Source organism: Actinomyces ihuae (assembly GCF_001457875.1).
GTDB lineage: Bacteria > Actinomycetota > Actinomycetes > Actinomycetales > Actinomycetaceae > Pauljensenia > Pauljensenia radingae_A.
The window spans coordinates 23,187-38,299 of record NZ_CZPX01000004.1 but is presented as its reverse complement, the minus strand read 5'-3'; the positions used below and the strand labels follow the sequence as shown (position 1 = coordinate 38,299).

Annotated in this window: 12 protein-coding genes; 4 read left to right on the top strand and 8 right to left on the bottom strand. The window is 56.0% G+C overall.

The annotated features are described in order from the left end of the window. Nucleotides 1–112 precede the first annotated feature (112 nt). The 4 genes from BN3002_RS01335 to BN3002_RS01320 are packed head-to-tail and all read left to right on the top strand — an operon-like array spanning nucleotide 113 to nucleotide 4,255. A complete protein-coding gene (locus tag BN3002_RS01335) occupies nucleotides 113–1,624 on the top strand; it encodes a sugar ABC transporter ATP-binding protein (protein ID WP_058236266.1) in 1,512 nt (503 codons plus the stop codon). After that, on the top strand, nucleotides 1,621–2,643 hold the full coding sequence (locus tag BN3002_RS01330; RefSeq protein WP_058236265.1) for an ABC transporter permease: 1,023 nt from the start codon (nucleotides 1,621–1,623) through the stop codon (nucleotides 2,641–2,643). The genes BN3002_RS01335 and BN3002_RS01330 overlap by 4 nt, the downstream gene beginning before the upstream one ends. Nucleotide 2,644: 1 nt before the next feature. Next, entirely contained in the window at nucleotides 2,645–3,694 is a 1,050-nt protein-coding gene (locus BN3002_RS01325) for an ABC transporter permease (protein ID WP_371935761.1), read from the top strand. A gap of 3 nt (nucleotides 3,695–3,697) precedes the next feature. Beyond that, nucleotides 3,698–4,255: an RpiB/LacA/LacB family sugar-phosphate isomerase gene (locus BN3002_RS01320; protein ID WP_058236264.1), complete on the top strand. Its 558-nt coding sequence runs from the start codon at nucleotides 3,698–3,700 to the stop codon at nucleotides 4,253–4,255. A 17-nt stretch (nucleotides 4,256–4,272) separates the two neighbouring features. On the opposite strand, the gene BN3002_RS10690 is transcribed toward BN3002_RS01320, so the two are convergent. The 8 genes from BN3002_RS10690 to BN3002_RS01280 form a co-directional block, all read right to left on the bottom strand. Beyond that, nucleotides 4,273–5,301: a LacI family DNA-binding transcriptional regulator gene (locus tag BN3002_RS10690; RefSeq protein WP_070725034.1), complete on the bottom strand. Its 1,029-nt coding sequence runs from the start codon at nucleotides 5,299–5,301 to the stop codon at nucleotides 4,273–4,275. 374 nt (nucleotides 5,302–5,675) lie between these two features. Beyond that, the gene (gene manA, locus BN3002_RS01310) at nucleotides 5,676–6,935 is read right to left on the bottom strand and encodes a mannose-6-phosphate isomerase, class I (protein ID WP_058236262.1); all 1,260 of its coding nucleotides are present in this window, start codon (nucleotides 6,933–6,935) and stop codon (nucleotides 5,676–5,678) included. A gap of 106 nt (nucleotides 6,936–7,041) precedes the next feature. Continuing rightward, entirely contained in the window at nucleotides 7,042–8,841 is a 1,800-nt protein-coding gene (gene cydC / locus BN3002_RS01305; RefSeq protein ID WP_058236261.1) for a thiol reductant ABC exporter subunit CydC, read from the bottom strand. Then, entirely contained in the window at nucleotides 8,838–10,568 is a 1,731-nt protein-coding gene (locus BN3002_RS01300; RefSeq protein WP_058236260.1) for an ABC transporter ATP-binding protein/permease, read from the bottom strand. The genes cydC and BN3002_RS01300 overlap by 4 nt, the downstream gene beginning before the upstream one ends. 36 nt (nucleotides 10,569–10,604) lie before the next feature. Beyond that, complete coding sequence (locus BN3002_RS01295) at nucleotides 10,605–11,447, bottom strand: heme ABC transporter ATP-binding protein (RefSeq protein WP_058236259.1); 843 nt, start codon at nucleotides 11,445–11,447, stop codon at nucleotides 10,605–10,607. Next, nucleotides 11,444–12,487 carry a FecCD family ABC transporter permease gene (locus BN3002_RS01290; protein WP_227469049.1) on the bottom strand — a complete coding sequence of 348 codons (1,044 nt, stop codon included), beginning with the start codon at nucleotides 12,485–12,487 and terminating at the stop codon, nucleotides 11,444–11,446. Before BN3002_RS01290 ends, BN3002_RS01295 begins: the two co-directional genes overlap by 4 nt. Further along, on the bottom strand, nucleotides 12,484–13,752 hold the full coding sequence (locus tag BN3002_RS01285; RefSeq protein WP_074026143.1) for a heme/hemin ABC transporter substrate-binding protein: 1,269 nt from the start codon (nucleotides 13,750–13,752) through the stop codon (nucleotides 12,484–12,486). Before BN3002_RS01285 ends, BN3002_RS01290 begins: the two co-directional genes overlap by 4 nt. A gap of 154 nt (nucleotides 13,753–13,906) precedes the next feature. Further along, nucleotides 13,907–15,052 carry a branched-chain amino acid aminotransferase gene (locus BN3002_RS01280; protein WP_058236258.1) on the bottom strand — a complete coding sequence of 382 codons (1,146 nt, stop codon included), beginning with the start codon at nucleotides 15,050–15,052 and terminating at the stop codon, nucleotides 13,907–13,909. Nucleotides 15,053–15,113 lie beyond the last annotated feature (61 nt).

Genomic DNA, 15,113 nt, shown 5'->3' with positions numbered 1-15,113 from the left:
GGAATCGACTGCTTCTTGTTCAGCCGATTCCGCCCTGTCCGGAACCCAATCTGACTAGCAGTCCTATAAGACGCGAAAAAGTGTTGTTCACACTACATCTAGGGGGCAAGTAATGGATGAATATCCAATAGTTGCACTACACAAATTATGCAAATCCTTTGAGGGCGTACAGGCCCTTAAAAATATCGACTTTTCTATATACCCTGGTGAAATACACTGCCTTGCCGGAGAAAATGGTTCAGGAAAGTCAACTCTGATCAAAGTCATTTCAGGCGTTCACTCCCCCGACAGTGGTACTATCGAATTTGGCACCGAAAAAGTCCGTAAGATTTCTCCGCGCGAAGCAATCGCGCACGGAATACAAGTCATTTACCAAGACTTCTCGATATTTCCAAACTTAACAGTTGCTGAAAATTTAGCCCTAAACGCTCAAATTGCATCTGGTAAGAAAATCGTGAAACCTCGTGAGATCCGCCAGGTTGCAAGAGAAGCTCTCGAGAGAATTGGAATTACACTCGACATAGACGCTCGAGTATCAGAACTATCAGTAGCAGACAAACAACTGATAGCGATCGCCAGAGCTCTTGTGTCTGACGCCAAGCTCATCATCATGGATGAGGCTACTACTGCGCTCACACGAAACGAAGTCAAGACACTATTCAAGCTTATTCTCGATTTGAAGCACCGGGGAATAGCGATTCTGTTTGTCTCCCACAAGCTAGAAGAGGTTTTCGAAATCGCAGAGAAGTTCACGATTCTTCGAAGCGGTGAGAAAATAATCACCTGCCAAAGCAAAGAACTTGACAGACGGTCTTTTTCAAAGTACATGACTGGCCGTGACTTTGATGAACAGAAGTTTCACTCGGACAACGTCAGCGAAAAGATTTCACTCAAAGTATCCAATTTATCTAGTCAAGGCAGCTTTCGCGACATATCTTTTGACCTACACCAGGGAGAGATTCTCGGCGTAGCGGGCTTACTTGGATCAGGTCGAACCGAGCTTGCAAGAGCATTGTTTGGTCTCGACCCAGTAACAGGTGGATCTCTTGAAGTATCAGGGAAGAACCTGAAAATCAAGTCGGTAAGCGACGCAGTCGAAGCCGGAATTGCATACGTTCCAGAAGACCGACTTTCTGAAGGGCTCTTTCTCACACGTTCAATTGGAGAGAACATCGTTGTCAGCGTCCTTGAGAAGTTCTCGACTCACTTCGGTTTTCTTAACAAGACAAAAATGGCACGAGAAGAAAAAGAGTGGGTTAAGGAACTTTCTATTGCGACCCCTGACCCGAGCTTCGCAGTTAATACTCTTTCAGGCGGAAACCAACAAAAAGTAGTGCTAGCCAAGTGGCTCGCTACCCACCCTGAGATTCTAATTTTAAACGGACCCACCGTGGGCGTCGACATTGGATCGAAGTACACCATCCACGCCTTCATCAAGCGTTTAGCAGATTCTGGAATTTCAATTCTGATGATTTCTGACGATTTGCCAGAGCTCTTGGAAACATGTAACAGAATTCTTGTCATGAAAAAGGGGCGTATCGTCGCGTCCTGTGACACACATTCCACAACTCAGATCGAATTAAATTCTATGATTTCTGACGAGATTTCGGAGATCGAATCATGACAACGAAACTATTCAACAAACTTAAACGCTCTAACGAGTTTTATGTTTTTCTAGTATTATGCGTGATTGCGGTGATTATTCAGGCTCGAAGTGGTCAGTTCTTCACGCTAAATAACATCGTAGACCTCATTAATGCCGCAATCGTTCCTTGCCTTTTTGGAGTCGGTGCACACCTAGTGCTCATCTCAGGTGGCATTGACGTTTCTTTTCCGGCTTTAGCGTCTCTTGCAGTATACGCAAGCACTCGCCTTCTGGTGGATCACTCATTCAATGGCGGCATTGCAATTCCTTTTCTACTTGCCATTGTCTTTGGGGCTCTACTCGGAGCTTTCAACGGAGTGTTTTGCTCACGATTGACTGTTCCAGTGCTTATTGTCACCTTAGGAACGGCAAACGTCTTTTCGGGCTTCATGCAGGGCGCTCTCAATTCTGTGCAAATTCCTAATATTCCGTCATCAATGAAGGAATTTGGAAGTGAACCACTATTTATTGTGGAAAATAAGAGTAGCGGTCTTACTTCCGCAATGCCTAAGAGCATCTTGATTTTAATTGCTGTGCTTTTTGTAGCATTTGTGATTACCCGATACACAACATTTGGCCGCTCTCTCTACGCTATCGGAGGAGATGAGGCCGCTGCCGTGCGAGCAGGTGTCACTGTCCGGCGCGTCAAGTTTGTCTTATACATATTGGTCGGCGTGATTGCGGCATTGGCTGGTATGGCTCGTACGTGCGGTATGGGCCAGATGCATCCAACGAACTTGCTTGGAATGGAAATGATGGTTATTGCTGCGGTCGTGTTGGGCGGCACGTCAATTACCGGCGGCACGGGTTCACTGACGGGGGTTGTTCTGGGAACGTCTCTCATCGTTGTCGTACAAAACTCAATGATTCTTACCGGTATTCCTACCTTCTGGCAGCGCTTTGCTCTTGGACTGCTCATCGTAATTGGTACCGGTGTTTCCGCTGTCCAGGTGATGAGAGAACATCGTCGGAAAGCAAGCATAGTGGAGGGAGAGTGAGATGTTGAAGCAGGTTGAAATGAAGTCTCCAAGCATACTCACCAAGGTTCAGGACTTCTTCAAGAAGGATCCGTACATCGCCCGGCTTTTTGTAGTCTTCCTCGCCGTGAGTCTTTTCTTCGCGATTATTAGAACCGACTCGTTTCTGAGCCTTCGCACGTGGACATCCATGGCAGTCCAATTTCCTGAATATGGTCTAATGGCTCTGGGCGTACTAGCTACAATGTTGACAGCAGGAATCGATTTGTCTGTTGTTGGAATCGCCAACGTGACAGCAATCAGCACCGCTTTGATCCTGCGTTCGGTCATGCCAACTTCGGATTCTGGCGGCAGCGCCACACTATCGATTCTCATAGCATTTGGTTGTGCACTTGTAATTGGAACGCTGTGTGGACTTCTAAACGGCATTCTCGTCGCTTACGTAAGAATTCCTGCAATTCTTGCAACTCTTGGGACCTTGGAACTGTTCAGCGGCATCGGGATCATCCTCACCGCAGGAAAGCCAATCTCCGGGCTGCCTAAGGCGTTTGGCCAAGTCTTTTCTTTCAAGTTATTCGGTGTTATTCCTGTTTCCTTGTTGATATTCGTGGTATGTGCACTCATTATGGGCTTTTTGTTGGGATTAACCGGATTCGGCAAGAAAATACTAATGATCGGGACAAATGAGACTGCTGCCGTATTCTCGGCGCTAGAGGTGAAGAGTCTACTTCTCAGGACCTATGTCACATCGGGACTCATGGCAGCAGTCGCCGGCATCGTGATGCTGGCCAATTACAACTCAGCCAAGGCTGACTATGGAGCCACCTACACACTATTGACCGTGCTCATAGTCGTGCTGGGGGGTGTCGATCCGAATGGCGGGAAAGGCCGTTTACTAGGCGTAATTGTTGCGATCGGCATCCTGCAGATGCTCTCATCAGGTCTGAACATGTTCTCAGGTATTTCCAACTTCTACAGACCGCTCATCTGGGGAGCAGTATTGCTTGCCGTCATTTCTCTGAACAGTACAAAGCTTCGCAAGATACGTAAACCAATGAAGAAAGAAGAATAGACCATGTCCGCTGAAAAACAAGTCGTAGTCGGAGCCGATTTCGCAGGATTCCCGCTCAAAAGCGCTGTTGCAGATCACTTGCACGAGCGCGGCTGGGAAGTCGTCGACATCACGCCTAACGATGAAAATCTTCCTATGTACCACAGGGTAGGGTTCCGTCTTGGCGCAGAACTCGCCGAGGGAAACTTTGCCAAAGCCCTTGCGTTTTGCGGAACAGGTATGGGCATCCATATCGCAGCATCAAAAGTGCCGCATGTCCACGCCGCGGTTGCCGAAAGCGTTCCAGCTGCCTTGAGAGCGGCTGCAGCTAACAATGCAAACTTGCTTGCAATGGGCGCTTTTTACATCGGTGCCCCACTGGGTATGGCGATGGCCGACGCCTTCCTTGAAGCCGAGCTGGGATCCGGCTACGAAAACTGGCCTGGATTCTACGAATATCACCACATAGGGTATCTCGAGTGCGAGAACTTCGACTATGAAGCCTATAAAGCGAACAACTTCGAAGTTGTCGATCCACTCGAAGCTACGTTGGGAGACCAGCCGATAGGTCTAGCCTACTAGCTCACATTTTCTTGGCATCAATCCTGATACGAAGCTTCTAGCAGCGTTGATTCACGTCTTATCAGCCGTCCAGGCAATCGATAGTGACTCACACTGCTAGAAGCTTCTAGGAGCATCGATACGGCCGTGCGCGCCATCCGCTCAACAGGCTGGCGAACCGTTGTTAAGGACGGTCTGAATAACTCAGCAAAAGGCGTATCATCAAAACCAGTGACAAGGACGTCCTCGGGAACGCCAATTCCCTGATCCTTCAATTGTTTTATTGCGCCTACTGACAGCAGATCGCTGAAACAAACCAACGCATCTGGAAACAAATTCGATGCAAGCAAAGTCTCAACAGCTTCCGCTCCGCCACTAATTGAATGTTCTCCCTCAACAATAAGTTTCCTAGGCAGACAAACGTCATAAAAGCGACAGGCTTCTTCAGTCTCTTTCAGCCTCAGCATTGATGTAAGCTCAGTTTCCTTGCTGGTGACAACGCCGATCGTCTTAGCACCTGAGTCTTTGAGGTGCTTGATGACAGAGAACATAGATTGGCGTTCATCAATACCAACACCCGAAAACTTCGTGCATGTCGTGGGACGATCTAGCTGAATCAGAGGGATACCGGATGTGAAATCAGCAATTGATGGAGCAGACTTTACTTCATGACAAGGAACGATCAGTACACCGTCAACTGATCCAGACTCAAAAGCCCTTAATAGGCGCGCCTCTGTATCCAAGTTTCGACGGGAATCCGACAGATATAGGTAGTAGTTATTCTCGTATAAGACGTGTTCAACTTCCTCAACTAACCTTGTGAAAAATGGATTTGAGATGGATGGAACAATCATTCCAATCACCGAAGTCTTTGATAGGCGTAACGATCTAGCAATCGGATTCGTCTGGTATCCAAGCTCTTTCGCAGCTTTTTTCACTCGCTGCTGCGTGGCTGTCGAGATTAATGAAGCCTTAGCGCTCAGCGCGCGTGACGCAGTGGACTGCGAAACACCAGCTCGGCGCGCGACATCTGCCAAAACGGGGCGGCGCCGACCTTTCTGATCCATGTCACCAGTATAACGAGGAGGTCGTTGCTCATTCTGTTCTTCACTACATCTAATAGCTAATAAACACTACGAAAGTAAGTAAACGACAATTACTCGAATTCCTGTGCTACAGCTACCCCTAGCGCAACAACAAAACCTCCCGCTCTTGATTTTCCGATTTACTGGCGACCAAAATCTACGACTTATACACCACACTTTGGCTTTGTTCGCTTCGCTTCCAATTAAGAGCCTTCAGAAACCCGTTTACTTGGAGCTCAGAAAATTGTAGATATGGCTGTGCCCGGCAGCTGAAATACTCACCAAAATGCGAAATTGACAACTAACGTTGCCTACATCGAGCGGCCGTCTCCCCCTCTACTTTCTTCGGGAGATGTTTACGGCGTGGCGCACTGGATGAGCTGGCCGTGTCCGCTGGCGTAAATGTCCTTCTCGCATGCACCGACGAAGACGCTTTGACCACACGTCATGGTCACGTGAGCAGCTGAGTGGGCGCGCGGAGCAGTGGTCATGACATCAACGCTGCCGTCCAAGCACATCAAGATGCGCGGTCCCTCCCCTGGGATCAGAACTGGACCTGGCGCAGTGGCCTGTACGGGCTCGCCTGCAGCGTCGCGCGTGCCGGGCGTTGTGCCGGGAAGAGTGGTGACAGACAGGGAGAATTCCTGGGCCGGTGCCAGGAATGTGTCGGTCGTGTCACTGGGGTGCTCGGCAGCAACGCGAATGGGCGGCAACGCAGAAAACTCGGCAATTTCCACCAGTTGAGCGCTATCGACATACTTGCGGGTCAGGCCCGCGCGCACCACATTGTCAGAGGACGCCATGACCTCTATCCCCAATCCCGACTGGTAGGAGTGGATCTGGCGAGGTGGAATATAGACGGCCTCACCGGGACGCAACGACACTGGATTCATCAGGAATGCGACGATGATACCGGGGTCACCCACGTACTTGGCGGCCAACCGCGTCACCATCTCATCGGTGCGTCGGGACGGAGACGTGCCGCGCTCCAGGCGCTGCGCGCATGATGCGGCAAATTCTGACACTCCCTCGGCCGTCACCGGAGAGTCCTCATCAAAAAGCCAGCCGATCAGCATCTTGAGCCCAGATCGCACGGTAGCGAGTCTGAGACGCTTGCGCAGAGAATCGGCAACCATGCCTTCCAGACCATCCAGCAACCGGCGCGCCTTACGTGGGACTCGAAAGCCCACAAGCGCCTCAAAGTCGGTGAGAGCATAAATCATTTCCGGCTTGTGGTTCATGTCGCGGTAGGTGCGATCTGCGGCTGTGCGCTCAATGCCTAGAACATCTTCGCGAATATACCCTTCGCGTGCGAGCTCCTTCGTTGGGTGCACCTGCAGTGACAGGGCTTCTGCCGGCGCGATGAGTTTCATCAGGAAAGGCAGACGCGGTCCGAATGAGTACAGCAACCCGTCGCCCAGCATGGCAGTGGGATCCTGATCGATGAGGTCGCGAAGGATTATGCCGCTCTCATTCAGCGACGTCGGACCGTCGATATGATCACCGAACCACACTTCTGACACAGGCGACTCAGAGCGTTCCGAGCCCAGGAAATTCGGGATCGCGTCGGTTGACCCCCACGCGTCGTTTTTCTTCCAGCCTGTAAGACGCTCCATAAAACGTGGCTCCTCGCATGTGCGCATCGCTGTGCGCACCACAATCCTGGTCGCGCATGCCGCACGACCCGCTCGCGACGATTCAGTCGTGTACTTCTAACCGATCTTAATCACTTTCCCGCACTGTGGCCGACTCGCCCTCGCGTTCGCGTTGCAGAAGGCGGGCAAATGGCCCGTCCTGAACTGCAAGCTCATCATATGTGCCGATCTGCGCCACATGCCCATCGTCGACCACGATGATTCGGTCGGCGCCGCGAATTGTGGAGATCCGGTGAGCAATGATGATCAGTGTGCGCCCAGCTGTTGCTTCGCGAATGCCATCGAGCACCACGGCTTCGGTAGCGCTGTCGAGTTGTGAGGTCGCCTCGTCAAGGATAGTAATCGGTGCGCCAGCCAGAAGTGCGCGGGCGAGGGCGACGCGTTGACGCTGACCACCAGAAATGCGCTGGCCCATCTCTCCGATCCGGGTGTTCATACCATCCGGTTCGCTGGCCAGCCACTGATCCAGGCCCACCTGGCGGCACACACGCTGCAGATCCTCATCACTGGCATCGGGACAGGCGAGCAGCAGGTTCTCACGCACACTCATATTGAACACATACGGGGTCTGCGGGGCGAACACGACAATGGAACGTAGATGGTGGCGCGTCACGGTACGCACATCCGCCCCACCAATGCTGACTACGCCCTGATCGGGGTCCCACATGCGGTCAATGAGCCGTGCGATCGTTGACTTCCCAGATCCGCTCGACCCGACGATTGCGGTGACTCTTCCGGCCGGAATCGACACCGTGACATTGTGGAGAACCTGCGGGGATGGTCCTGCTGCGCTCGGGCGCGGCGGGTAGGCAAATGAGACACCATCCAGTGCGATCATGTCTTTTCCGCTCACGTCACCGTCTCGCACCTGGCTGCTGTCAGGTTCTCGCACCAGCGGGGCACGCTCGGTGATAGCGAAGATGCGGCGCGCCGATGCGAAGGCCTGGTCCAGATCAGCCATGAAGTCTTCGACTGCCAGTGCCGGAGCAAAGGATGCCAAGGTGACGCCCAGCGCCATGCACATCTGAGCCATGCTCACTGCGCCCGCCCTCGCCAATGACGCGAGGACAGCCAGTTGGACGATCAAGGCGAGCGCGACGAGAGTCTGATTCAACCCGCGTCGCAGCGCCACCACCGACGTTGTGCGCCGCTGAGCCTCATCGATCGTATCTTCGAGCTGTCGCATCGTGCGGTGCCGCTCGGCCTCGTTCGCGAAGGTCAGGATCTCGCGCACGCCCTGGACGGTGTCCGTGACGTGCTGGGACAGGTCACCTCGGGTCGCTCGAATGGTGCGTGCAGCGTCACTGGTGGTACGCACCCCCAGCTGCGGGACGACTATGCTGACGGCCACCAGGAACGGAGCGAGCGCCAAGACTGCCCACCATGAAACCGCACATCCCAGATAGGCCAGGACGATCACGGGGCAGATAATGGCGCTCAAGCCGGGAGCGAGGGTGTGCGCAAAGAACACTTCGATCCGGTCAATGTCCTTGGTGACTCGTGAAAGAAGGTCGCCTGAGTCTTCGCTTTCGGTGCGCGCAGGAGCTTGCGGTTCGAGGCGATCGTAAAAGTAGCCTCGAAGCAATGCGAGGGAGCGGAATGCGACCCAGTGCCCGCTGAATTGCTCGAGGTAGCGCATCAGCGCTTTGCTCAGCGACAGGACAACGAGCACCACTGCCACGGTCAGCAGCGGCATCGTGGAGATATCGGAGGCAATCTTGCCAATCACCCACCCTGCTGTTGCGTACTGCGCCACGTGCAGCACCATTCCGATCACGCGCGCCGTGATCGAGATGCCCAACGGTGCCATGACAGGGCGTGCCACGTTGATCAGTCTGGCAGAGGTCTTCCAGCGTGATTCGTTCATCGGGATGCCGCCTTCCCGTCGGTCAGCTGTCCGTCGCACATCGTGATGCGTCGTCCTGACTGGTCGATCGTGTTGCGTCTGTGCGAAATGGTCAGCGTTGTGCGCCCCTGGGTGAGGTGGGCGAGCGCCTGCAGGATCTCGTGCTCACTGTTCAGGTCCACGTGAGCGGTCGGCTCATCCAAGATCAGGATCGGAGCATCCTTGAGCAGTGCGCGCGCAATCGCGACGCGTTGCGCTTCCCCACCCGATAGGGCCAGGCCACGCTCTCCCACTTCCGTGTCTAGGCCGTAGGGCAGGCGCTCCAGTGTCTGCGTGAGGCGGGCCGCGTCGAGTGCGCGGCGGAGGTCCTGGTCGGTGGCGTGTGGGTTTGCGATCAGCAGGTTGTCGCGCAGCGTGCCGGTAAACAGGTAGGTTTCCTGCTCGACGGTGGTGATGTGGCGTCGAATCCACTGCAGTGTCACGTCGGTCAGGTCGTGTCCGTTGATGCGAATCGATCCGCTGTCGGGCCGACGGTTGGCGCATATGAGGGTGGCGAGTGTGGTTTTTCCTGCTCCTGATGGCCCGGTCAGTACGACATGCTGACCGGCTCCGATGTGCAGTGAAGCATCCGTGAGGACGTTGACACCTTTCTGGTAGGCGAAGTTTACGCGGTCGATGTCGATGGTGGCGCCGCTCGTGCCGCCCGTGCTTCCGGAAATTTCTTCGCTATCCGAACCGCGAGTCACGTCACCCGCACCTCGCCGCACCGCATCACCCGCACCTCGCTGCGCCACGCCGTGCGCATCCGGGTCGATCGCATCTGCCGCGTCGCTGACCGCCACAGGCTCACTGGTCAGGCGCTTGATCTCGCGTTGTGAGGCCATTCCGCCCATGCCGACATAGAAGAACTGACCGACCCGATCCAACGGATCTAACATGATGGTGGACAGCAGGACCAGCGCTATAGCCTGGCCCACGCTGATTGCTCCGCTGCCAGCCCGCCACGTTCCCAGCAAGGCTGCTCCCGTGATGATCCCCAACGAAAAGACGGCGTCCATTACGAACAGGACCAGCTGATTTGCTGCCAGGTATCGCATGACCCTGCGGCGCACTTTCTCTGATTGGTCAGCCAGGTGGCGGCCCATTGCCGCGCCGGCATTCATCAGTGTCAGCGCTGACAGGCCTTGAATAGCATCGAGTTCAGCTGCTGCGAGCGAACGCGCTGCCGAACGGTAACGAGACGAGACGGGTTTGAATGCGGCTCGAAATGCGCCGATGGCAAGCGGCACGATCGGGATGGCCAGTGCCAAAATCAGCGCCGCCACCCAGTCGATGGCAATCGCGATGACGACGACGATCAGAATCGGCGTCGCAAGAGAAGCAATCATCGGACCGATAAACGTGCCGCGATAGTTAGCCACGCGTTCCACGCCGTCGGTTGCTGAGTTGACGATTCGGCCTGTGCGCTCGCGTGAGCGTTCAGCCGGACCGCGCGCGAAGACATGATCCACGATGCGGTGACGGTATTCCTTTTCAATAGCGCCGACGCTGTGCCCCGCAAGACGCGATGCTGCCCACGCGCTCACGCCCGTGATGAGAGCGCAGATAGCGGCAGTGGCCCATAGTCCCCAGCCCAGCGGCCCCGACTCGATGACAGCATCGATGGCGTACCCGCTGCAGATATACACGCCTGCGAGCGCAAGCGCCGACATCCACGACACCGCAATAACTACGTGTTTTCTGTTCATCTCTTCTACTACCTCTCCTCACAACTGAGGTATGCCTTATTCAGCATAGTGTCGTCGTGGCGTGATCACCGGAGTGTGCGTGTGAGGGTGGTCAAATACGTCGATGGGGTGCTGGTACACGCGTGTCAGACGCTCAGACGTGAGTACGTCAGCGGGCGGCCCTGAGCAGTCCACTGTGCCGTCGTGCAGCAGGATCACTCGGTCCGCATATGCGGCTGCAGCATCCAATGCATGCAGCACAATGACAACACCGCAGCCCGTCTGCGCATAGTCGCGTGCCAGCCTGAGGACGAGTTCCTGATGTCGGATGTCCATCGCCGCCGTTGGCTCGTCGAGCAGCATGAGAGGACTGGCCTGCGCCATAATGCGGGCAAATGCTGCTCTGGCTCGTTCACCACCTGACAGTGAAGGGTAGGTGCGCTCGCGCAGCGCCTCGATATCAACTTTCCTCAGAACTGCGCTGACTGTTGCCTCGTCCTCGTTTTCCTTGGAGGTGCCGGCCCACAATGCCCGCCCCATGCGCACAACGTCCACGACAGTAAAGGGGAACGCGATGTCGATACGTTGCAGGAGCACTGAGCGTCGCTGTGCCAGTTCCACCGCGTTCCATTCCCTGATGGGGCGTTGCGCGACGCGAATTGTCCCTGACTGTGGAGCGCGATCTCCGCTCAGCACAGACAGCAGGGTTGATTTTCCCGCTCCGTTGGGACCGACGAGGGCGACCACCTCGCCGGGGAATACGCGCACACTGACGTGATCGAGGATGGTGTGCTCATCGATTGTCACCGTGACGTCCTGCGCGTCGATGAGCGGTGTGTGGGGATCTGGCTGATCGGGCAGGTCAGAGTCGCGTGAAAGCAGGGATCGCCAGGTTCTCATGCCCAGCCTCCTGATCGCGAACGTGAGCGCCTGAGCAGGTAGAAAAAGAAGGGCCCTCCGACCAGTGACGTGAGCATGCCGATCGGCAGGTCGGCGTAGGCGATGAGTGTGCGGGCACAAAAGTCCGCGCTGACCATCAGGAGTGCGCCGCCCAGCGCGCTTGCGGGCAGCAGGAGCCCATGAGAGGGGCCGATAAGCATGCGGATGAAGTGCGGCACGACCAGCCCGACGAAGGCGATGATGCCGTTGAATGCGACGGCGCACGAAACCAGCAGTGCTACCAGTGTCATCGCGATCATGCGCAGACGCTCGACGTTGACACCGACATGCCGGGCCGCCCGCTCCCCCAGTGAAAGAATGTCGAGCTGACGAGACAAAGCGAATGCGATGAGCGTGCCGATCACGCACAGGGGTGCGACGAGGGTGACTTGCTGCCAGCACGCACCGGCGATGGACCCCATCTGCCAGAACACGATCTGTTCACGGGCGGATGTGGGCGCGCGAAAAACGATGAATGAGATGATCGCTCCGGCGACCGCGTTGACGGCGACGCCCATCAAAATCAACGTCACGACTTCGGTGCGTCCTTCGTGTCGAGACATGACATAGACGATGAATGTGGTGATCAGCCCGCCGACGAATGCCAGCGTCGGTGTGGTGAGAGGCCCCAGGAATGTCCATCCGGCGATGACCGACAGTGCGGCACCAACCGCTGCTCCAGAGGAGACACCCACTGTTCCAGGCTCGGCCAACGGGTTGCCAAATATGCCCTGCATCAACGCGCCAGCGACCGCCAGCGAGATTCCCACCAGGATGCTCATCGCGATGCGAGGAAAGCGCACGTTCCACAGGGCTTCATCACCGAATGGGTGGGTGGGTGCAGGAAACCACGGCAAGCCGATTTTATGAGTAACGGATCCGAGGACTTGGTCGAAGGGAATGACGAGTTGGCCGAGCGCCGCAGACACGAGCACCGTGATGACCAGTAGAGCGGTCATCACGGTGAAGACGATGAGGGTGCGGGGTCGGGCAGTTGTCACTGACGCGCACCGCTTTGTCCGCCGTGACCGCGCCCTGTTCCAGCGCCGCCGTGTTGCCCTGTGCGCGCCGCCATCTCATCGAGGCGTTTTTGAACAATGGCTGGCTTATGGTCAGGAAGGTACGCGCGCTCCGGATCATACAGTGCCTGCCCTAACGCCACGATCACATCAGCCGTTCGCGGCCCCCACGTCATGACCTCGTAGTCAGACATGTCGATGATGCGGCGATTCTGCCCGGCAGGTGTCTGTGCAATGCCGGGCAATTTCAACATCGCATCTAGCCCGCCAACCGACGCAATGGACAGTGTCATCGTCACGATCACGTCTGGAGCCGCCTGCACCAGCGCTTCAGCATTGGTAGGTTGGGATCCTTCGAACCCCACTTCCGTTGCCACGTCGGTCGCTCCCAGTGCTTCAATCAGCGCGTCGGCTCCTGAATTCTGGCCGAACCAGTCGTAGATTTTGGGACCGCGCATATACAGGAATGCGGCGCGTGGCCGTGCCGACGAATCAGTAGGAGCAATGGAAGCAACTGCCTGGCGTGCGTTCGCAATTTCCTGGTCGGTGCGCGTAGCCAGCTGAGCACCCAGCTCGTGGACACCCAGAGCATCGGCCACCGCTTTGATTTGAGTACCGACAGCGTCAAGGCCGCCCTCGTGCACGTCAGGTATGAACACGACGGGGATGCCCGTGTCGCGTAGCTGCTCGTGGACCTGTCGCGGTCCGATATTGTCGTCGGTAATGATGACCGAGGGGTGCAGCGCCAGGATGGATTCGGCGTTGAGTTCGTGCCCGTTTCGCGTGACTTGTGGCAGATTGTCGAGGCCGGGGATCGCCGTGGCCGTGTCCCTGCCGACCAGCTGGCATCCAAATCCGAGCGCGTACACGATGGACGCGAGTCCGCCGTTATTGTTCAGGGCAAGAATGCGCGTGGTGTCCGTAACCGTCTGGCGCGCACCGTCATCACTGGTCACGGTGGCAGGCAATGTCTGTGAGCTGGTTGGATCGTCGGAAATTGGGATGATCTGGTCGCTTCGCGTGTACGCGGTTGTTGGCCCCTTGAGCTGTAGCGGGTCGGGCAGATTGGCCTGAACTGATTCCGACAAGTCAAAGTCGCGGGCTTGGGTGGAGGCTGGCGGCATGTCGCATGCGCTGGCATCGGATTCGGGTACTGTCGCAATGTTGGCGCACCCGGTGACCGTCATGACGAGGGCACACGTGAGTGTGCTCAGGCATGCAGCTGGTGTCCACGAAGCCGCTTTCACTGTTGAAACTCCATCTGTCGCAGTCGGTTTGGCCAGTTGGTAAACCTCGTGCTTATATGACGCTGTTTCACATAAAAACGGCTTACCCACGTAAGAGTACGATGTTCCTACGTGGTCGGCAAATTAACACCGCCGATGGACTATCACACCTGTTTCAGCAGATCCTGTACGTCCAGTTGAACGGGTCGTCTGCACGTCCCATCTGAATGTCGGTGAGCTGGTGGTAGATCTTTTCCGTCACCGGGCCAACAGGGATCGTCACGTCGAAATCATCATTGGCCAGGCGGCCGATGGGTGTGACGACAGCGGCAGTTCCACATGCGAAGACCTCGCTGACGGCGCCCGACTGAATGCCGCTGACCAGGTCGTCCAGGGCGATCGGCTTTTCTTCAACATCCACGCCCTGTGAGCGCAGGAGCTGGCAGATCGCGGAGCGCGTGCCGCCTTCCAGAATGACGCCAGTCAGTTCAGGTGTGCACACTCGTCCGTCGCTCATCACGACGAACATGTTCATGCCGCCGAGTTCTTCCAGATAGCGTTCCTCGTAACTGTCGAGGAAGCAGACTTGCGAAAAGCCCTTTTCCCCTGCGAGTTGCTGCGGGAGCAGTGAAGCAGCGTAGTTGCCGCCTGCTTTGGCGCTTCCTGTTCCGCCCGGGCCTGCGCGGTGGAAACCTCGGGAGACCCAAATCGACACTGGTTGGAATCCGCCCACGAAATACGGGCCCGAGGGGGATCCAATCACGTAGTAGTCAATGCGCGAAGCCGAGTGGACGCCTAAGAACGCCTCAGATGCGAACATGAAGGGTCTCAAATACAGGCTGGACCCTTCCACGTCAGGCACCCATTTTTCGTCGGCGCGAACATAGTCTACGAGCGAGCCCACGAAGTCTTCGCGGTCCATCTGTGGAAGTGCAAGACGGTGAGCGGAATGGTTGATGCGCGCAGCGTTGTATCCGGGGCGGAATGTCCACACGGAGCCGTCCTCATGGCGGTACGCCTTGAGTCCTTCGAAGACGGACTGGCTGTAGTGGAACACGGCAGCAGCCGGCGACACGGTCAGATCCCGGAATGGAATGATTTCGCGGTCATGCCATCCCTGCTGCGGTGTCCACGCCATGTGTGCCATGTGGTCAGTGAAGCGGTGACCGAAGGTGAGGTCCTTCATGATGCCGTCGTAAGTTGCCTGATCAGCGGGCGACGTGTTCTTTTCGAGCGGGAAGCGCCCAGCAATACGGTCGGCGTCCGGAAGCGGCTGGCTACCTGCTTGTTCCAATTGCGTGGGCTGATGCTCAATAGTCATCGTTACTCCTCATCGTCACTGACTTTCGCATTCGCTACCTGCAGCCTATCCCTCTGCACCG